General features: G+C 60.6%; 18 protein-coding genes and 1 pseudogene. 11 read left to right on the forward strand and 8 right to left on the reverse strand.

Features of this window, described 5'->3' with window-relative positions; all coding sequences use genetic code 11:
- Positions 1–50 precede the first annotated feature (50 nt).
- The 4 genes from earP (at position 51) to OKB77_RS11670 (ending at position 3,862) form a co-directional block, all read left to right on the forward strand.
- The gene (earP, locus tag OKB77_RS11655) at positions 51–1,247 is read left to right on the forward strand and encodes an elongation factor P maturation arginine rhamnosyltransferase EarP (RefSeq protein ID WP_270817693.1); all 1,197 of its coding nucleotides are present in this window, start codon (positions 51–53) and stop codon (positions 1,245–1,247) included.
- Between the two features lie 45 nt (positions 1,248–1,292).
- Positions 1,293–1,859, forward strand: coding sequence for an elongation factor P (gene efp / locus OKB77_RS11660; protein WP_005335100.1), 567 nt, complete (start codon positions 1,293–1,295; stop codon positions 1,857–1,859).
- Positions 1,860–1,995: 136 nt separating this feature from the next.
- Complete coding sequence (locus tag OKB77_RS11665; protein ID WP_270817694.1) at positions 1,996–2,760, forward strand: DUF3530 family protein; 765 nt, start codon at positions 1,996–1,998, stop codon at positions 2,758–2,760.
- A gap of 145 nt (positions 2,761–2,905) precedes the next feature.
- Positions 2,906–3,862, forward strand: coding sequence for a D-2-hydroxyacid dehydrogenase (locus OKB77_RS11670; RefSeq protein ID WP_204479982.1), 957 nt, complete (start codon positions 2,906–2,908; stop codon positions 3,860–3,862).
- 66 nt (positions 3,863–3,928) lie between these two features.
- Here the strand turns inward: OKB77_RS11670 and OKB77_RS11675 are convergent, their stop codons facing one another.
- Complete coding sequence (locus OKB77_RS11675; RefSeq protein ID WP_071913044.1) at positions 3,929–4,405, reverse strand: YMGG-like glycine zipper-containing protein; 477 nt, start codon at positions 4,403–4,405, stop codon at positions 3,929–3,931.
- A 487-nt stretch (positions 4,406–4,892) separates the two neighbouring features.
- Between OKB77_RS11675 and OKB77_RS11680 the strand changes: the two genes are divergently transcribed.
- Positions 4,893–5,495 (forward strand): nitroreductase family protein, encoded by a 603-nt coding sequence (locus OKB77_RS11680; protein WP_245096341.1) that lies wholly within the window; start codon positions 4,893–4,895, stop codon positions 5,493–5,495.
- 122 nt (positions 5,496–5,617) lie between these two features.
- Here OKB77_RS11680 and OKB77_RS11685 read toward each other — a convergent pair.
- Both OKB77_RS11685 and OKB77_RS11690 read right to left on the reverse strand, forming a co-directional pair.
- Positions 5,618–6,259, reverse strand: a pseudogene (locus tag OKB77_RS11685) (HAD-IA family hydrolase); the annotation flags it as partial.
- Positions 6,260–6,279: 20 nt separating this feature from the next.
- Entirely contained in the window at positions 6,280–6,525 is a 246-nt protein-coding gene (locus OKB77_RS11690) for a hypothetical protein (protein WP_247823301.1), read from the reverse strand.
- A 116-nt stretch (positions 6,526–6,641) separates the two neighbouring features.
- On the opposite strand from OKB77_RS11690, the gene OKB77_RS11695 reads away from it, so the two are divergent.
- Positions 6,642–7,550 (forward strand): LysR family transcriptional regulator, encoded by a 909-nt coding sequence (locus OKB77_RS11695; RefSeq protein WP_247823302.1) that lies wholly within the window; start codon positions 6,642–6,644, stop codon positions 7,548–7,550.
- A 93-nt stretch (positions 7,551–7,643) separates the two neighbouring features.
- Here the strand turns inward: OKB77_RS11695 and OKB77_RS11700 are convergent, their stop codons facing one another.
- The 4 genes from OKB77_RS11700 to OKB77_RS11715 all read right to left on the reverse strand — a co-directional run bounded on the left by OKB77_RS11700 (position 7,644) and on the right by OKB77_RS11715 (position 11,350).
- A complete protein-coding gene (locus OKB77_RS11700; RefSeq protein ID WP_247823303.1) occupies positions 7,644–8,582 on the reverse strand; it encodes a sensor domain-containing diguanylate cyclase in 939 nt (312 codons plus the stop codon).
- Positions 8,583–8,781: 199 nt separating this feature from the next.
- Positions 8,782–9,438, reverse strand: a complete 657-nt coding sequence (locus OKB77_RS11705; protein ID WP_270658987.1) for an excalibur calcium-binding domain-containing protein — start codon at positions 9,436–9,438, stop codon at positions 8,782–8,784.
- A 132-nt stretch (positions 9,439–9,570) separates the two neighbouring features.
- Entirely contained in the window at positions 9,571–10,137 is a 567-nt protein-coding gene (locus tag OKB77_RS11710; protein WP_270658924.1) for a cysteine hydrolase family protein, read from the reverse strand.
- 49 nt (positions 10,138–10,186) lie between these two features.
- Entirely contained in the window at positions 10,187–11,350 is a 1,164-nt protein-coding gene (locus OKB77_RS11715) for an FAD-dependent oxidoreductase (RefSeq protein ID WP_270817697.1), read from the reverse strand.
- A 265-nt stretch (positions 11,351–11,615) separates the two neighbouring features.
- On the opposite strand from OKB77_RS11715, the gene miaB reads away from it, so the two are divergent.
- The 5 genes from miaB to lnt all read left to right on the forward strand — a co-directional run bounded on the left by miaB (position 11,616) and on the right by lnt (position 17,287).
- On the forward strand, positions 11,616–13,049 hold the full coding sequence (gene miaB / locus OKB77_RS11720) for a tRNA (N6-isopentenyl adenosine(37)-C2)-methylthiotransferase MiaB (RefSeq protein WP_005335132.1): 1,434 nt from the start codon (positions 11,616–11,618) through the stop codon (positions 13,047–13,049).
- Between the two features lie 54 nt (positions 13,050–13,103).
- Positions 13,104–14,153: a PhoH family protein gene (locus OKB77_RS11725; protein WP_128814851.1), complete on the forward strand. Its 1,050-nt coding sequence runs from the start codon at positions 13,104–13,106 to the stop codon at positions 14,151–14,153.
- Positions 14,150–14,614, forward strand: coding sequence for an rRNA maturation RNase YbeY (ybeY, locus tag OKB77_RS11730; RefSeq protein ID WP_101529543.1), 465 nt, complete (start codon positions 14,150–14,152; stop codon positions 14,612–14,614). The genes OKB77_RS11725 and ybeY overlap by 4 nt, the downstream gene beginning before the upstream one ends.
- Positions 14,615–14,709: 95 nt before the next feature.
- The gene (gene corC, locus OKB77_RS11735) at positions 14,710–15,594 is read left to right on the forward strand and encodes a CNNM family magnesium/cobalt transport protein CorC (protein WP_005335139.1); all 885 of its coding nucleotides are present in this window, start codon (positions 14,710–14,712) and stop codon (positions 15,592–15,594) included.
- 148 nt (positions 15,595–15,742) lie between these two features.
- The gene (gene lnt / locus OKB77_RS11740; RefSeq protein ID WP_270817698.1) at positions 15,743–17,287 is read left to right on the forward strand and encodes an apolipoprotein N-acyltransferase; all 1,545 of its coding nucleotides are present in this window, start codon (positions 15,743–15,745) and stop codon (positions 17,285–17,287) included.
- A gap of 67 nt (positions 17,288–17,354) precedes the next feature.
- Here the strand turns inward: lnt and OKB77_RS11745 are convergent, their stop codons facing one another.
- On the reverse strand, positions 17,355–18,539 hold the full coding sequence (locus tag OKB77_RS11745; protein WP_270817699.1) for a MerR family transcriptional regulator: 1,185 nt from the start codon (positions 18,537–18,539) through the stop codon (positions 17,355–17,357).
- Between the last annotated feature and the right edge of the window lie 132 nt (positions 18,540–18,671).

Raw genomic sequence — 18,671 nt, forward strand, 5'->3', positions numbered from 1 at the left:
CCGGTGTGCTACCCTGCGCACCGGTTTTTTTGCATCTGGGATCCTGAGCCATGACTACTCCCCTACCCCCGTTTGACTGGGACATCTTCTGCTGCGTCGTCGACAACTTCGGTGACATCGGCGTCACCTGGCGACTCGCCCGCCAGCTAAAACGGGAGGGGAATATTGCGGAACCTAGCAATGAGGTTCAGGTGCGCCTCTGGGTGGACGATTTGGCAAGCTTTGCCCGCATCTGTCCGGGGCTCGACCCGGCACAGGATGGCCAGTGGGTCGATGGGATCTATATCCAACACTGGCATGAGACCCTGCCGACCGACATGACCCCGGCCAGGGTAGTGATCGAGGCCTTTGCCTGCGAGCTGCCCGCCCCCTTCATAGAGCTGATGGCGAGCCAACCCAGCCCCCCATGCTGGATCAATCTGGAGTACCTCTCGGCGGAGAGCTGGGTAGAGGATTGCCACGGCCTCGCCTCGCCCCAGCGGGTTGGCAATAAAAGCCTCAACAAATACTTCTTCTTCCCAGGCTTTACCGCTAAAACCGGCGGCCTTTTGTGCGAACGCGACCTCATCGCCGAACGGGAGCAGTGGCAGCAAGATGATGCGGGACTTACCGCCTACTGGGCCAGTCTCGGTTTGCCGCCCAGACAAGAGCACGAGCTGCGGGTCAGCCTCTTTACCTACGAGAGCAATGCGCTGAAGAGTCTGGTCGAGAGCTGGTGCCAGAGCGCTACGCCCGTCACCCTGCTGCTACCGCTGGGGCGCTCGCTGCAAGATGTGCTGCGCGGCGCGAGCCTTGAAGATGCCATCCCTGCAGCCAAAGCGGGGGATCTGCTCCACTCGGGTAACCTCACCATCAAGCTGCTGCCGATGACCGATCAGGCCGGTTACGATCGGCTGCTGTGGAGCTGCGATCTCAATCTGGTGCGTGGGGAGGACTCCTTCGTGCGGGCCCAGTGGGCGGCTCGTCCTTTCCTCTGGCACATCTACCAGCAGGAGGAGGAGGCCCATCTGGTCAAGCTGGAGCAGTTCCTTGACCACTACTTATCCGGTCTGCCCGCCGAGTGCGCTCAATGGCTGCGCCGCTTTAATCTGGCTCTCAACCGTGGCGAAGATTGCGGCGAACTTTGGGCCCAATGGCCCCGATATAGCGCCATTTGGCAGCAACATGGGCGAAGCTGGTCACAGAAGTTGCTCCGGGATGGGGATCTCGTCACGAGGTTGGTGAAATTTCTGGAAAGCCGTATATAATCTGGCAGTTTTTATCCGTCCGTTTCACGAACAGGAATTTTTTACATGAAAACCGCTCAGGAAATCCGCGCTGGTAACGTAGTCATGATCGGCACCGAGCCGATGGTGGTCCAGAAGGCTGAATTCAACAAATCCGGCCGTAACTCCGCCGTGGTCAAAATGAAGCTGAAAGGCCTGCTGAACGGCAGCGCCACCGAGACTGTCTTCAAAGCCGACGACAAGCTGGACGTTGTTCAGCTGGAGCGTAAAGAGTGCACCTACTCCTACTTCTCCGACCCCCTGTATGTCTTTATGGACACCGAGTACAACCAGTACGACGTAGAGAAAGACAACCTGGGTGACGTGCTGAACTACCTGGTAGACGGCATGGAAGATCTGTGTGAAGTGACTTTCTACAACGAGAAAGCCATCTCCGTAGAACTGCCGACCACCATCGTGCGCGAAGTTGAGTACACCGAACCGGCTGCCCGTGGCGACACCTCCGGTAAAGTGACCAAGCCTGCCCGTCTGAAAGGCACTACCTACGAGCTGGCTGTTGCCGCTTTCGTAGAGATCGGTGACAAGATCGAAATCGATACCCGCACCGGTGAATTCAAGCGTCGCGTCAACTAATTGACCGCTTTGAATTGATTGCAAAAAAGCGAGCCTCCGGCTCGCTTTTTTATTGCCTGTTCACGGCCACAACACCGCCTCCCCCTTCAGAAAATCCCACCGCCGCCGCTAACCCGATTAACCGGGGGAGCACACTATGGCCAGATTATCCTTATCACTGCTGTTATTGACCATGCTGGCTGGCCATGTCGCGCAGGCGAGCGACGTTGCACCGCCCATCGCGGAGCCACTCCCCCTCGATCACTGGCAAGCAAGCGACTGGAAAGGGCAACCCGAAGCCACCCGGATCGACAAGCAGACGGTGCTGTTCGCCAAACACGACAGTGAAAACTATCTGGGGCTCGCCATTTTACTACCCGACTGGCAGCGCAGCGGCCAGCTGTGGCAACTGACTCGCGCCCTCGGCCGACTGGGCTTTGATACCCTGCTGCTGCTGCCCTCCCCCCAACAGACCGAACTGGACCCAGCCGCCGAGAAAAAAGCGAAAAACAGCGATGAGTTTCGCAAGCAGTTTGCCGAGCGGATCAGCAAGCTGGCCGATGCCAAGCTGCAGGAGGGGGGCTTCAAGCTGATCCTGGCGCAAGGTACCGGCGCCGCCTGGACCACCAACCTCATCGCCAGCGAACAGTTGCCCGCCCCCGATGCACTGGTGCTGCTCGATGGTTTCTTCCCCAATCAGCAGAGCAACCAGACACTGGCCAAACAGGTGGCTCAAGGAGCCATCCCCACACTCGATCTCTATCAGGAGGATGGCGGTCGCTGGCCCCTGCTGGCCGCCGAGGCCCGCAAAAGCGAGAGCCGGCGCAGCAACAAGCTCAACTATCGCCCCTACGCCCTGATGGAGCTGGAGGAGACCCCCACCCGCATTCAGGGCTGGCTCAACCATCTGGGCTGGCTCTAAACCGGCCGCCACCGTGGCGCAATAAAGCACGCGCCAGCTCACATCTGCCGGATAAAGCCCAGCCATGACACAGCGGCAGGCTGGCCCTGACTGCATCCTCTTTGGCATCATGGCCTCTCGAACCTGAACAATGGCAGGAAGGCCCATGCAGCAGATTGTGTTTCTCGACAGCGATACCCTGGATGCGGGCATCACCCTGCATCATCCCGACTTTCCCCACCACTGGCAGAGTTATCCCAGCACGGCCCCGGAACAGGTGGTCGAGCGGCTGAAAGATGCCAGCATCGCCATCATCAACAAGGTGCGCATCGGCGCCGCCGAGCTGGCCCAGTTGCCGGAGCTCAAACTCATCGCGCTCGCCGCCACCGGCAGCGATAACGTGGATCTGGAGGCGTGCCGCGCGGCCAACGTCGGGGTATGCAACATCCGCAACTACTCGGGCCCCTCGGTGCCGGAACATGCCATGGCACTGATGCTGGCCCTGTCGCGCAACCTCTTCTGCTGGCGCCAGTCGCTGCTGGAGGGGCGCTGGCAACAGAGCGGCCAGTTCTGCTTCTTCGATCACAACATCATGGATCTGCACGGCAAGCAGCTTGGCATCATCGGCAAGGGAACTCTGGGTCAGGCGCTCGGCGAACGGGCCAAGGGGATGGGGATGACAGTGCGTTACGCCCAGAGCCAGATCGGTGGCAGCCACGACGAGGATCGCCTGCCCCTCGACGAGCTGCTGCAAAGCTCGGATGTGATCAGCCTGCACTGCCCGCTCACCCCCTATACCCGCAACCTGATTGGCGAGCGGGAGCTGGGCTTGATGAAACCGGGCGCCCTGCTGATCAACGTCGGCCGTGGCGGTCTGGTGGATGAGGAGGCGCTGCTGCGGGCGCTGGCCAACGGCAGTCTCGGCGGCGCCGGTTTCGATGTGGCGAGCGTCGAACCCCCGCCCCCCGACCATCCCCTGATGAAGGCGCTGCAATACCCCCACTTCATCCTCACCCCGCATGTAGCGTGGGCCAGCGAGGAGTCGATGCAGCGGCTGGCCGACCAGCTGATCGACAACATCAACGCCTTTGCCGCCGGTCGCCGCCAGCACCGGCTGGTCTGATCAAACATGCAAAACGGGGCCCACTGGCCCCGTTGTTTCATTCCCACCATTCACGACAGATGGCGATCAATCGTCGTCATGCCATCTGTGTTTTTTATGCTTCTTGTGCTTTTTGTGGTGCTTGTGATGGTGGTCATCATCATCGTAATAGCGATCCTGACTCTGGTGGCCATCGCCGGTCTTGGCACCGATGGCTGAGCCGCTCGCCCCGCCAACGCCGGCGCCGATCAGCTGGCCGGTATCGCCACCGACACTCTTGCCGATGGCGGCACCACCCAGCGCCCCCACCGCGCCGCCAAGGGCCGCTTCATTCTTGTTGCCCTTGTTGGCCGTCGCCGCACCACCAGCTGCGCCGCCAATGGCCGCACCAACCAGCGCACCGGTATCGCCCCCCAACTCCTTGCCGATCATGGTGCCCGCCACCCCGCCTGCACCGCCACCCAAAATGGTATTGAGGGTCTCGGAGGCGTGTACGGTCGTGCTGCCAGCCAGCAAGGCGCCCAGCAGTGCCAGTGCGCGAAGAGCACGCGAATTCATCTCCATGGGTACTCCTGTCCAATCTGATTAATTTCCTCTGCACTATACAAACCGGCAGGCAGCAAACCAGTGGGTGACTAGCGGCAAGCAGATCCTCACTTGAAACCCGACAATAGGCGTGACCAGCAAGCCCGAATTCAATCTCTTGAATAACCACAAGAAAATTTTTATTTCACAGGTATGGCGTGTCCCTCGGCAGGGGCGGGAGGCTGTCGCAGCCCCACCACAACTACTGGCGATCGGACAGCTCCTGTCACCTGCGCAGGGTTGGGTGGCGCAATCTCAGCTGGGCTGGCAGTTCAGCGCACCTCAACCCCGTTCACTGGGGAGCAACAGGATCGCCTATGTGCGGGGTGTTAACCCTCAGTTGAAAGTGTCACCACTGCATGTAAACGCCCGGAAGATAATCGGGTGGTATAGTCTATAGCTTGAACTACAGGGGATGGCTGGCCACAAGGCTGGCGCCCGGTGACTATCAAGCAAAGGAGATGTTATGAGCAGTCCGTTTATCGAACAGATCAAAGCACGTCGTACCATCTATGCCCTGGGTGACCAGGTATCCCATACACCGGAACAACTGACGGCCCTGATCCAGGATGCCATCAGGCACAGCCCCTCCTCCTTCAACTCCCAGAGCTCCCGTGCCGTCATCCTGTTTGGCGCCCAGCACCACAAGCTGTGGGATATCGTCAAAGCCGAGCTGAAAAAGATCGTGCCGCCGGATGCCTACGCCCAGAGTGAGGCCAAGGTGGATGGCAGCTTCCGCGCAGGCTTCGGCACAGTGCTGTTCTTTGAGGACACCGACGTCATCAAGGATCTGCAGCAAAAATTCGCCCTCTATGCCGACAACTTCCCCATCTGGTCGGAACATGCCACCGGCATCGCCCAGTTTGCGGTCTGGACAACGCTGGCGCAGGAAAAAGTCGGAGCATCACTGCAGCACTACAATCCGCTGATCGACGAGGCGGTACGCAAGGAGTGGAACTTGCCCGCCAGCTGGCTGCTGCGTGCCCAGATGCCCTTTGGCAGTATCAAGCAACCGGCCGGCGACAAGACCTTTATCGACGACGCCACCCGTTTCCGCGTTTTCAAATAACGGTCAGATGGCAAAACGCCCCCACATCTCGGGGGCGTTTTTATTGCGGCATACAGTGTTGATGGCGATGGCCCATACCGCAATCTGCGGTCGTCACGCACTCGCACCACCGCTAAGGCGGGCAGCGTCACCTGCAAGGGCTCGCCTTTCCCTGACACCACTCTCACCTCGCACCAGTCATGGATCACCGCCACCACCGCAGGGTTGAGCGGTGCCTCGCCCCCCACCTGTACCACGGCGCAACCTGCACGCAGGGCGCTCTCAATACCGGCCGGGGCATCCTCAAATACCAGACAACAATCGGGCGACACGCCAAGCCGTTCAGCTCCCAGCAGATAGGGCTCGGGATCGGGTTTGCCATTGACCACAGCTTCGGCCCCCACCAGCAGGTTGGGCAGCGGCAGACCGGCACAATGCAGGCGGTGACGGGCAACCCGCTCACTGGCGGAAGTCACGATGGCCCAGCGCTCTTGCGGCAAGCGGCCCAGCAACTCGCCAGCCCCGGCGATGGCATTGCCGCCGGTATACAGCATCTCCAGCTCGTCGAGCCGCGCCGCTTCCCGCTCTACATCCAGCTGCGGGGCCAACGCCCGGATCACCTCACGTGAGCGCATACCGTGGCACATAGCCAGTACCGGCTCTGGGGCAAGCTGATGATACTGGCACCAGAGCCGCCACACTTTCTCCACATCGCCGGTCGAGCAGACCAGAGTGCCATCCATATCGAGCAGCAGGGCAGATATCGACAGGGTGATCGTGTTCATGCCACCACTCATACAGGCATTCATACAGACACCCCGGCCAGCTCGGGCAGAGAGCCAGAGAGCGCATCGGCAAAGGCCTGCTGCTGGGCGGCACGCTCATAACAGGCCAGCGCCTGCTCGGCACTGCCAGCCCACACTTGCAAGGGGCCGACCACAAACCCCTGTTGCAACAGGCTGGCGAGCAGCTCCCCCGTCTCCGGGGCCACCAATGGCTGGGCCAGCACCAGCTTGCCCTTGATCAAAAAAAGATAACGTTGAGTGGACATGATATGGCTCCTTGTTCCGATTCAGAGGAGGGCGATCCCCCCCTTGCCGAGCCATTAGAACAAGGCGATTAGATAATTTATAATCAATAAATCACCACTTTGGATAACCAATTGGAATGAAATTCGACTTGAGGCAACTGCAGGCGTTTGTGACGCTGGCCGACACCGCCAACTACCGGGAAGCGGCCAGCCGCCTCTTTATCACCCAACCGGCCCTCACCAAGCAGATCCAGGGGCTGGAGCAGGCGCTGGGCTGCACCCTGTTCAAACGGGGCCGCCACGGCGCAGAGCTGACAGCGCTCGGTGCCCAGCTGCTCACTCAGGCGAGTGCGCTGGTCGAGCACGGTCGGGAGTTCGAAAGCCATGCGCTGGCGGTGGCGAGCGGGGTAGCCGGTCGGCTCAAGATTGGCTTCGGTCTGTCGAGTTTCGCACTGGCCCCTGCGCTGGTAGCCCGCTTCAAACAGCAGGTCACGGACGTGATGGTCCATCTGCAGGATATGCCCTCCGCCATCCAGCAGGAGCAGTTGCTCTCCGGCCAGTTGCAGCTTGGCTTTATGCGCAGACCTCAGGTGCCGCAGTTACAGGAGCACAGACTGCTGATCGACCGGCTGGTGCTGGCGGTGCCGACACGAATGACCGAACCAGACCCGGCCGTATTCGACGTCCAGCAGGCACTGACCAGTCAACCCCTGTTGCAGATGGTGGGCCACCGCTGCCCCGGTCTCAGCCAGCAGATCGCCGGTTTTCTCGGCGCCAATCGGCTAACCGGCATGGTCCAGGAGGCCGAAGATATCCAGACACTGGTGGCACTGGTTGCGGCGGGCATCGGCAATGCCATCCTGCCACGCAGCGTCAGCTTTATCGCAGGCCCCGATGTCACCCTCTATCCCCTCTCAGGCCCCAGCTCCGAGTGGGAGGTCAGCATGGTATGGAATCCGGACTTTGCCGACCCCATCCGGGATCACTTCGTCAGGCAGGTGATCGCCAGCCATCCCCTGCCGGTGTCGGCCACACCCGAGCGCTGAAACCAACGCTCGCTGGTGGCTAACACCGTGACCAGCCAAAAAACAGTGCGCCCCATCAAGGGGGCGCATGCAGGACAAAAGCGGCAATGCGGCTCAACAGCTGGCGCAGTGGCTACGGTTTTTACCCGCTCCCTTGGCGCAATAAAGTGCCGCATCGGCCGCAGCCAGCAACGCCCCTTCCCCCTCCAGCGGTTGCTCTGCCGTGTAGGTTGCAATGCCAATGCTGGCGCTAAGCTGAATATTATTTGCCACCACGATGTCGAGATCGTTGATGGCCTGGCGGATCTCCTCTCCAATCCGCTGGGCCGCATCTCGATCGGTATTGCCGAGGATCAGGGCAAACTCATCACCACCAAAACGGCAGGGCAGATCCGCCGGACGCTGGCAGAAGGATTGCAGAAGATGGCCCACCAGCTGGAGGGAGCCATCTCCCATCTGATGACCAAGATGGTCATTGCACGCCTTGAAGTTATCCAGATCCAGCATGATGAGGGAGAGCGGGGTATGTTCCCGCATGCTGCGCCGCCACTCGTTATGCAAAAAACTGTTGAACAGCCGCCGATTAGCCAGTCCGGTCAAAGGATCGTGGAGGGAGAGGCTTTCCACTTCCAGCTCCAGCAGCTTGCGCTCGGTGATATTGATATGGGCGATGGAAAAATATTCGGCATCAAGACCGGGGACCGGCGCGACTCGCATCATAAACCAGCGCTGGGTGTCGGGGCTGTGGCAGGGGTATTCCAGATAGAACTTCTCCTGCTGATGACGGATAACCCGGAGGATCCCCTCCACGGCAGCCAATCCAGAGGGCTCGGATTCAGCGTCACAAGCCCCCATGTAATTGACCCCAATCCAGTTATATCCCTTGGGCATGCCGTTTTGCTCGGCAAACAGATCCCAGGCGAGATTGGTGTAATGGATCACGCCATCCCGATCTATCACCGATATCTGGTCTTCCAGCGAATCCAGCAGCGCAGCCAGATGATGGGCTCGCTCGGCAAAGCGACTCTGCCGCTTCTGTATATCATCCGCCATGGTGGCCATCCTGTGGCAAAAGTGGCATACCGCCATCTATTAACAATTAAGTCATCAGATAGAGTAAAGCACCCCATTCCCACTTAGCCAACTGAGACCAAATTTCACCATCGAACACTATCCGGCAAGGTTTCAGGCCAGTTTCCCTGTTCCGGATAACAAGAGCACATCATGAGCATATGTATCTGATAAGTCACATTTAATGACCACACCACTGATTTTCGCAGGGGATGCCATCGCCCTCTCCGTCCATTTTGGTGTTCGGGCAATGTTGCAAAAACCAGGTTGCCTCCTCGCAGGAAGTCATCTGGGAACAATGCTGCCGACCATCACACTGGCGAATAAAGGTCGTTGCCTGTGGCGTGCTGACCTCCTCCTGATTGAAAGAGGAGACCGGCAATGGCGCCATCGACTCGGCCGAGAAACGGGAATAGATGGAAAAGAGGCCGACGAGCACCAGCAGGGGGATCAGTTTGCCACTCCAGCTGCTCTTGCGACGTCGATAGGGGTTACTTCGCTCTCTGGTCGAGATGGGTCGTGGCGGCTGACTTGCCGCCCGAAACGATGGCGCCGCCGATGATGCGGCCGACGGCACGGCATCCGCCAACGTGAGCGGGCGATCGGGGAAAAAGACCTGTAACGCCCTTGGCTTGCCATCCTGGCCACTGCCGATCAGATAGGTAACACGCTCCCCCGGCTCTGGCACCCGGCCATCTGATTGCAGCGCCGTAACATGCACAAACAGCCCTGCACTGCGTGATCCATTGGCTGCCTGCTCGGCGCCATCTTGCTCCGGCGTAATAAATCCAAAGCCGCGCGCCTCGTTCCAGCTCGCGATCCGTCCCTGATAACGCATCTGTCCATCCTTGTTGTTATCCATGTGAGCACTATATTGCCCGACAATCATGTTGCCCAAAAGCGCAGCGGCCCGACAGGGGGCCGCAGAATCAATCTCAACACGGTGCTCGGGTGCTGCCTGCGTTAAGGATCAAGCCAGCTGGGACACCTTGATGATCTCGGCGATGCGACCCAGCATCCGCAGCGAGGTGTGATGCTCGGTGGCATCTGCGGCGGCGCAGGCATCCTCCAGAATGGTGATGGCGTAGTCGCGATCGTGACCATCCCGCGCTGCCGCCTGAATGGCCCAGCTAGTGCTCACCCCGCACAGATAGAGGTGGTCGATGTGGTTGGCCCGCAGCGCAGGCTCCAGCGCCGTGCCATAGAAGGGGCTCACTCTGGGCTTGGTCAGCACCAGATCACCGAGTTGCACATCCAGATCAGGATGAAAGTCGGTGCCGCTGTCAGCCAAAGAGAGCGCCCCCAACTGGTGAGCGCGACCAAACATGGGAGACCCCTTGGGTTGCAGCTGATAGCCGCCGTCAAAGCCCACCTTGATCAGCACTACCAGCCAGCCGTTGGCGCGGGCATGGGCCAGCGCCTGATTGGCATGCGCAATGGCATCCTGCTCCACCACGTGGGCTGCGGAGGCGGCAATGCGCCCGTCGGGATGGGCAATATCGTTGATAAAATCGATCACCAGCAGTGCCTTGTTCATCACCTTTGCTCCTTCGCGCATTCAGCCCGTATTACCTGGTTTCTACCTGTCAAACCAGCCCCAGTGCATAGCGCAGCGCCATCTCCTTGAGCGGGCCCGCCTTGTCCGCCAGATTGAGAGCAAGATTGCGGGCCAGCTTGAGGGGGCCAATCTCGTTGCTGAATACCCCGTAGAAGAGATCCATCCCCGACTGCATCAGCAGGTTGTCGGGACGACGGCGCCGCTCGTAACGCTCGGCCAACGCCAGTTGATGCCAGTCAGCGCCAGCTCCTTGCAGCAGATCAGTCCAGCAGGCCACATCCTTGAAGCCGAGGTTGACCCCCTGCCCCGCCAGCGGGTTGATGGTGTGGGCAGCATCGCCAAGCAGCACCACCCGACCGACGTGATAGTCGTTGGCGTGGCGGCGCACCAGCGGGAAGCTCCCCTTGCCGGTGACGGTGAACCCGCCGAGCCGACTCGGGAAGTGGCGGCGCACTTCGGCGGCGAGCGCCTCGTTGCTCATGGCTGCCAGCGCCCGGATCCGAGCCGGGCTGTCATACCACACCAGAGAGCCGTGCTGGCCTGGTAGTGGCAGGAAGGCGCGCGGGCCGCTCGGGGTGAACTGCTGCCAGGTGATATCTTCCTGCGCAAAGTCGGTGTCGATATTGATCAACATGCAGTGCTGGCGGTACTCGAAGCGCGATACGCCGATACCCGCCAGCTTGCGGGTGTGGGATTCGGCACCATCGCAAGCCAGCACCCAGCGGGCCGCCAGCTCGGTGCCGTCGTCCAGAGTCAGCACAGCTTCATCTGCACTCTGGCGCAGGCTGGTCACCGCCGCCGGGGTGTGGGTCTGGATGGTGGGGAAATCCTCCATCCGTTTGAGCAGGGCGAGCTGCACCAGCCGGTTTTCGATGATGTAGCCGAGCTGGGGCAGACCGAGATCGGCGGAATTGAAGCGGGTGGCAAAACCGTCCAGCTCCCAGGTCTCCAGTCGGCGGTAGGGGCAGAGCCGCATCTGCTGCAGATGGTGCCAGGCACCGGCCTGCTCCAGCAGCGCCACCGAGGCCTGACTGATGGCGGAGACCCGCAGATCCAGCGGCTGCTCCGGCGCGTAATGCTCCGGCAGTTGGGTCTCGATGACCCGCACCGAGAGGCCCTGAGCTGCCAGCAGGCAGGCGGTGGCGGCGCCCACCATGCCGGCGCCGACGACGGCGATATCACACTGTTCCATACATTTATTCCTGAAAGGGTGCGTCCGGCGACAGCGCCCGGACGTGAACCGGATGGCTGCATGATAGCGCAAGGGCGGCTGATAAACAGTGAGACAAACGGGGAATTGCTGGGTCAAATCAAGGAGAAAGCCTATTGAGCTTGCTGGCAACAGGTATCGGGTGAGCACCATTGCCAGCTGGATATTAGCTAGGCAGTATCCAGATTGCGGAGTAAAATGCGCGGTCCTTTGACCATGCCGATTTCAAAACAAGTCAAGAGAAGCAATGAGCAAGAAACTTCACATTAAAACATGGGGTTGCCAGATGAACGAGTATGACTCGTCCAAAATGGCCGACCTGTTGGATGCCAGCAATGGCTACACCCTTACCGAAGAGCCCGAAGAGGCAGATGTCTTGCTGCTGAATACCTGCTCCATCCGCGAAAAGGCGCAGGAGAAGGTGTTCCACCAGCTGGGACGCTGGAAAAAGCTCAAGGCCAACAAGCCCGGTCTGGTGATCGGCGTGGGTGGCTGCGTTGCCTCTCAGGAGGGCGATGCCATCCGCCAGCGCGCTCCCTATGTGGATATCGTGTTCGGCCCGCAGACCCTGCATCGCCTGCCCGCCATGATCAAGGAAGTGCAGGAGGGCCGTGGTGCCCAGGTTGATATCGCCTTCCCCGAGATCGAAAAATTCGACAGCCTGCCCGAACCGCGCGCCGAAGGGGCCACCGCGTTCGTCTCCATCATGGAAGGCTGCTCCAAATACTGTACTTACTGCGTGGTGCCCTACACCCGCGGTGAAGAGGTGAGCCGTCCGCTGGACGACGTGCTTTACGAAATCGCCCAACTCGCCCAGCAGGGCGTGCGCGAAGTGAACCTGCTCGGCCAGAACGTCAACGCCTACCGCGGTCCGACCTTTGATGGCGGCATCTGCACCTTCGCCGAGTTGCTGCGTCTGGTGGCCGCTATCGACGGTATCGATCGCATTCGCTACACCACCAGCCACCCGATCGAGTTCACCGACGACATCATCGAAGTCTACAAAGACACCCCGGAAGTGGTCAGCTTCCTGCACCTGCCGGTGCAGAGCGGCTCTGATCGCATCCTGACCATGATGAAGCGCCCGCACACCATCCTGGAGTACAAATCCAAGATCCGTCGCCTGCGTGCCGCCCGTCCCGACATCACCATCAGCTCCGACTTCATCGTTGGCTTCCCGAACGAGACGGACGAAGACTTTGAAGCGACCATGAAGCTGATCGAGGATGTGGGTTTCGACATGAGCTTCAGCTTCATCTTCAGCCCGCGCCCGGGCACCCCGGCCGCCGACATGCCCGACGATGTCGACATGGAAGTGAAAAAAGCCCGTCTGGCCCGCCTGCAGCACGTCATCAACAACCAGGCGATGCAGATTGGCCGTGCCATGCTGGGCACCACCCAGCGCATCCTGGTGGAAGGGCCCTCCAAGCTCGACCCGATGCAGCTGTGTGGCCGCACCGAGAACAACCGGGTGGTCAACTTCGAAGGCCAGCACACCCTGATCGGCGGCTTTGCCGACGTGGAGATCACCGAGGTGCGTCCCAACTCCCTGCGCGGCAAGTTCATCCGCGGCGAGAGCGAGATGAACCTGCGGATCGCCACCGCCCCGAGCGAAATCCTGGCCCGTCGCCCGGATAACGTACCGGACGAGCTGGGCGTTGCCGCCTTCACTCCCCATTAATCCCCTCCTCCCCATTCGCCCGGCGGATGGGGAGCGCCTTGAGACGAGGATATTTTGAGCCGACACATCTCGACCCTGAATCTGCATCTGGAGCCCGCCGACAACCAGCGCCTTGCCAGCCTGTGCGGCCCCTTCGATGACAACATCAAGCAGCTGGAGCGCCGCCTCGGCGTCGAGATCAGCTACCGTGACAGCCACTTCCAGTTGGTGGGCAAACCGGCCCAGCTGGATGCCGCCGCCGTCATCCTCAAACACCTCTATGTGGAAACCCAGCCCCTCAAGGGTGGCAAGGTGACCGACATCACCCCCGACATGGTCCATCTGGCCATTCAGGAGTCACGGGTGCTGGAGCAGGATGATGAACCCGCGCCGAGCATCCCCTATGGCAAGGAGGTGACGGTCAAGACCAAGCGCGGTCTCATCAAACCACGCAGCCCAAATCAGGCCCAGTACATCGCCAATATCGTGCGCCACGATATCTGCTTCGGCATAGGCCCAGCCGGTACCGGCAAGACCTATCTGGCGGTCGCAGCGGCAGTGGATGCGCTGGAGCGTCAGGAAATTCGCCGCATTCTGCTGACCCGTCCGGCGGTGGAAGCGGGGGAGAAGCTGGGCTTCCTGCCCGGCGATCTCTCCCAGAAGGTGGATCCGTACCTGCGCCCGCTCTACGACGCCCTGTTCGAGATGCTGGGCTTTGAGCGGGTCGAGAAGCTGATGGAGCGCAACATCATCGAAGTGGCGCCGCTCGCCTATATGCGCGGAAGAACCCTCAATGACGCCTTTATCATTCTCGATGAGGCCCAGAACACCACCACAGAGCAGATGAAGATGTTCCTGACCCGGATCGGCTTCAACTCCAAGGCAGTGGTCACCGGCGACATCACCCAGGTAGACCTGCCGCGCAACGCCAAATCCGGCCTGCGCCACGCGCTGGAAGTGCTGCAAGGGGTCGATGGTCTGTCATTCAACTTCTTCGAGTCCAAAGACGTGGTTCGCCACCCGGTGGTGGCCCGTATCGTGCAGGCCTATGAGGCGTTCGACGCCAAACAGGCAGCCGAGAAGGTGGCCGGCCAAACAAACTCCAGCAAAGAGAGCGAGCAATGAGCGTAACCCTGGATCTGCAGCTGGCCAGTGCCAGCACTGATGGCCTGCCCACCGAAGCCCAGTTGCAAGGCTGGCTCGACGGCACCATTCTCGGCTTCCAGCAGGAGGCTGAAGTGACGGTGCGTATCGTCGATGAGGCGGAGAGCAACGAGCTCAACCTCACCTATCGCGGCAAGGACAAGCCCACCAACGTGCTCTCCTTCCCGTTCGAGGCGCCGCCCGGTCTGGAGCTGCCGCTGCTCGGCGATCTGGTGATCTGCCGTCAGGTGGTAGAGCGCGAGGCCGAGGAGCAGAACAAGCCCCTGATGGCCCACTGGGCCCACATGGTTGTGCACGGCAGTCTGCATCTGCTAGGTTATGACCATATCGAGGATGAGGAAGCCGAAGAGATGGAAGCGCTTGAGCGCGACATCATGCAGGAGCTCGGTTTTGCCGATCCTTATCTGAACGACGAAGAGTAAAGAACCGGATGGTCATCGTCTTGAAACAGCAGATGGCCATCCTTATATAACCCGAACTATTTCAAGTGTGTTCATACGAGTAACCAAGAGAGAAAATGACCGACGATCACCCTAGTACCGGCTCGCCGAAGAAAACCTGGCTCGACAAACTCAGCCAACTCTTCCAGGGCGAGCCAAAAGACCGCAATGATTTGGTAGACGTGATAGCCGATGCCGAAGAGCGCGACCTCATCGATCAGGACACCAAGGACATGATCGAGGGGGTGCTGGAGATCGCTGATCTTCGCGTGCGCGATATCATGATCCCCCGCTCCCAGATGGTGACCATCGAGAAGTCCCAGCCGGTGGATGCAATCCTGCCGGTGATCATCGAGTCCGGCCACTCCCGCTTCCCGGTGATCAACGAGGACAAGGATCATGTGGAGGGCATTCTGCTCGCCAAGGACCTGCTCCCCTTCGGGTTTGGCGGCCATCACGCCAGCGAGCCGCTGCATCTCGAGAAAATCTTGCGCCCCACGGTGATCGTGCCGGAAAGCAAACGGGTTGACCGTCTGCTCAAGGAGTTCCGTGAAGAGCGCTACCACATGGCCATCGTGGTCGACGAATTTGGTGGCGTCTCCGGTCTGGTGACCATCGAAGACATACTGGAACTGATCGTTGGTGAGATCGACGACGAGTTTGACGACATCGAGGATGAGCCGGACGAAATCCGCCGCCTCAGCAAGCGGGTCTTCTCCATCAGTGCCCTGACCGAGATCGAGGATTTCAACGACTTCTTCGGCACCAAATTCAGCGATGAAGAGGTGGATACGGTAGGCGGTCTGGTGATGCACGCATTCAGCCACCTGCCCAAGAAGGGCGAGGAGATCGAGCTGGATGGCTACCTGTTCAAGGTGATGCATGCCGACCGGCGTCGTCTGCAGCAGTTGCAGGTGAAGATCCCCGAGCACCACGCGGCGGCGCAATCCGAGCCGCAATAGGCAGATCCGCTCGATGTGTGAAACAACGCCCCGACCTCGGGGCGTTGTGCTCTCTGCCACCGGCATCGAGGCTCGCCGTTGCCCCGCTTACAGGTTAAGATACCGGCCATTCGACCCCAGTTGCACACCAAGACGAGCACCATCGCCCGTGAGATTATCCCCTGTTACTTCCAAAATTCTGTTAAGCCTAAGTGCATTGGCCTCTGGTGCCATCGCCGTGCTGGCCTTCTCCCCCTTCGGCTACTGGCCGCTGGTGATCCCCTCCCTGCTTGGCCTCTACGCCCTGCTGGACAAAGCAACGCCGAAACAGGCCGCCTGGCGCGGTTTTGGCTACGCCATGGGACTCTTTTTGCCGGGGCTGTGGTGGATCCACGTCAGCATGACCGAGTTTGGCGGCATCCCGCTGCCGGTCGCCTTTGTGCTGCTGGCCGGGCTCTCCGCCTATCTGGCACTCTACCCGACGCTCGCCTGCTGGGTCTTTGCCCGCTTCTTTGGCGGCCGTCACTGGAGCCGCTGGCAGCTCGCCTTCCCGGCCCTCTGGTTGGTGGCTGACTGGCTGCGCGGCTGGGTGATGACCGGCTTCCCCTGGCTCTGGTTTGGCTACAGCCAGATCGACGGTCCCCTCAAGGGCTTTGCCCCCATTCTCGGGGTGCAAGGCATCACCCTTGCTCTGCTGTTCTCCGCTTCCGCTATCTGGCTGGTGTGGAAATCCCGCTCCCCGCTCTGGCTGGCGGTGCCTGCCCTGCTGGTTGCCGGTGCTCACGGCCTGATGCAACTCAACTGGGTGACCCGTGGCGAGCCGGTCAAGGTGGCACTGGTGCAGGGTAATATTGCCCAGTCCCTCAAGTGGGATCCGGAGGCGCTGGCCCCCACGGTACGCACCTATCAGGACTTGAGCCGCGAGAATCAGGATGCCGACATCATCGTCTGGCCGGAGTCGGCGATCCCGGCCATAGAGAAGGCGATGGGCCCCTATCTGGAGAATCTGGACAAGGCGATGAAGGTGAACGATACCGGCCTGCTGGCGGGGATCATCCACTACGACGAGCAGCAACAGCGCTTCTACAATACCGTGCTCGGCATGGGGGTGCAGGATGCGGATGGCAAGGAGTCCTACTTCTACAACCACTCCAACCGCTACAACAAGTACCACCTGCTGCCCATCGGCGAGTTCGTGCCGTTTGAAGATCTGCTGCGCCCCATCGCCCCCTTCTTCAACCTGCCGATGTCCTCCTTCAGCCGAGGCGACGCAGTGCAGCCAAATCTGATCGCCAAGGGGCTCAAGTTCGCCGCCGCCATCTGCTACGAGATCATCTTCCCGGAAGAGGTGCGCCGTAACGTCAATGCCGATACCGACTTCCTGCTGACCGTCTCCAACGATGCCTGGTTCGGCACCAGTATCGGCCCCTGGCAGCATATGGAGATCGCCCGGATGCGCGCGCTGGAGCTGGCTCGTCCGCTGCTGCGGGACACCAACACCGGCATCACTATCGTTACCGAAATCGACGGCAGCATCATCGGCCAGATCCCGCAGTTTGAAGCGGGCGTGCTGCGCAGCGAAGTGCGTCCCGCCCACGGCGAGACCCCCTACATGCGCTTTGGCAGCTGGCCCCTCTACGGTCTGACCGTGCTGCTGCTGGGTCTGGCGCTGGCGCTGCGCCCCAAGGCTCACCCCTGGGCCCGCGAGCTGTAATGGCCATCCGCAATCCCCGATAAACAACGAGGCGCCCGCAGGCGCCTCGTTTTTTTACGACAGCTAATCACGCATCTTTTTGCAGGCAGCAGATCACATAGCCGTAACTGCCCAGATATTGGCGGTGGATGGCTACTTCCCGGCTCAAGTCCTGCCATGCGGAACTCTCCCCCAGCTCGTCACGATAGCGCACCAGATTGACCTCGATGGGATCCAGATAGTTGTTCCAGGCGCTCATCGGCAAGGGAGTATGTGACAGGCAGCGGTAGCCTGCCGCTTGTATCGTCTCAAGCAGGCCCGCCAGCGTCTGCATGGCGGGATAATCCTGCTGCCAGAATGCCAATGCCTCCTCGGGCGGGTTATCGGTCAGCCAGACCGCATCACTCAGCACGATGCAAGCCTGCGGGCTCGCGAGCAGCGGGCGCCACGCCTTCAGCGCATTGGCAACCCCCATCACGTAAGCGCTCCCCTCTGCCCAGATGAGGTCGGCCGGGGCCAGATCGTCCGGCAGTGCCGCCATGTTGGCGCAGAGGGTGGAGACATGCTCAAAGCCCGCAGCACGGGCGGAGTGCGCCACGGCGGCCAGTGCCTCCTCTTCCAGATCGATGGCCACAATGGCGGCATCGGTCACCTGAGCCAGCGCCATGGTCGAGGCACCGCGCCCGCAGCCCATGTCGAGGATCCGGCGCGGCCGGATGGGCAAGGCGGCAAACTGCAGCTGAGTGAAGGCGCGATCCCCCGGCCCCCAGTAACTCATGCCATCCAGCAGCTGGATAAAGTCTTTGATGTAACGCTCATGTTCATTCATGTCTTTGCTCAACCATTGCAAGTGGTAGCGATCTTTCTCGCTAAAACCCTGTTTCATCACCCAAGCGAAGTAGGCCTCCGGTGCCTCGCGCTGCAGTTGCAGCTGCCAGGCCTTGAACTCCTCACCGGAGCGCGGGCGCAGCCCTGCCAGATCCGCCAACAGATCCCGGGCGCGCTGCATCCGCGCCAGCTCCTCATCCAGCTCCCTGACCCGGGCCTGCAATGCCGCCTGATCTATCTCGCCAGCCAGACAGGCGAGGCACTGCTTGAGGCTGAGGCCACCTGCCTGCAGAGCCTGCACCATCTGCAGTCGCTGCAGATCCCCCTCGTCATAGTGGCGATAGCCGTTGGCGGCCCGGGTGCCGGCAATCACCCCCAGCTTCTCGTAATAGAGCAGGGTGGAGCGGGCGAGGCCGCAGCGGCGGGCCAGTTCGGATATTTTCATGGCAATCACTCACGGTGCGGGCCCTCAGGTGACCCGATAGAGACGAGCTTAAACTGTAAAGCTATAGACAGGTCAACGCCCTTTTCCAGAGATCCGCCAACAAAAACGGCCACCCGAGGGTGGCCGTTGTCA

The organism is Aeromonas sp. Y318-3, from assembly GCF_027706185.1.
Classification (GTDB): Bacteria; Pseudomonadota; Gammaproteobacteria; order Enterobacterales; family Aeromonadaceae; genus Aeromonas; species Aeromonas veronii.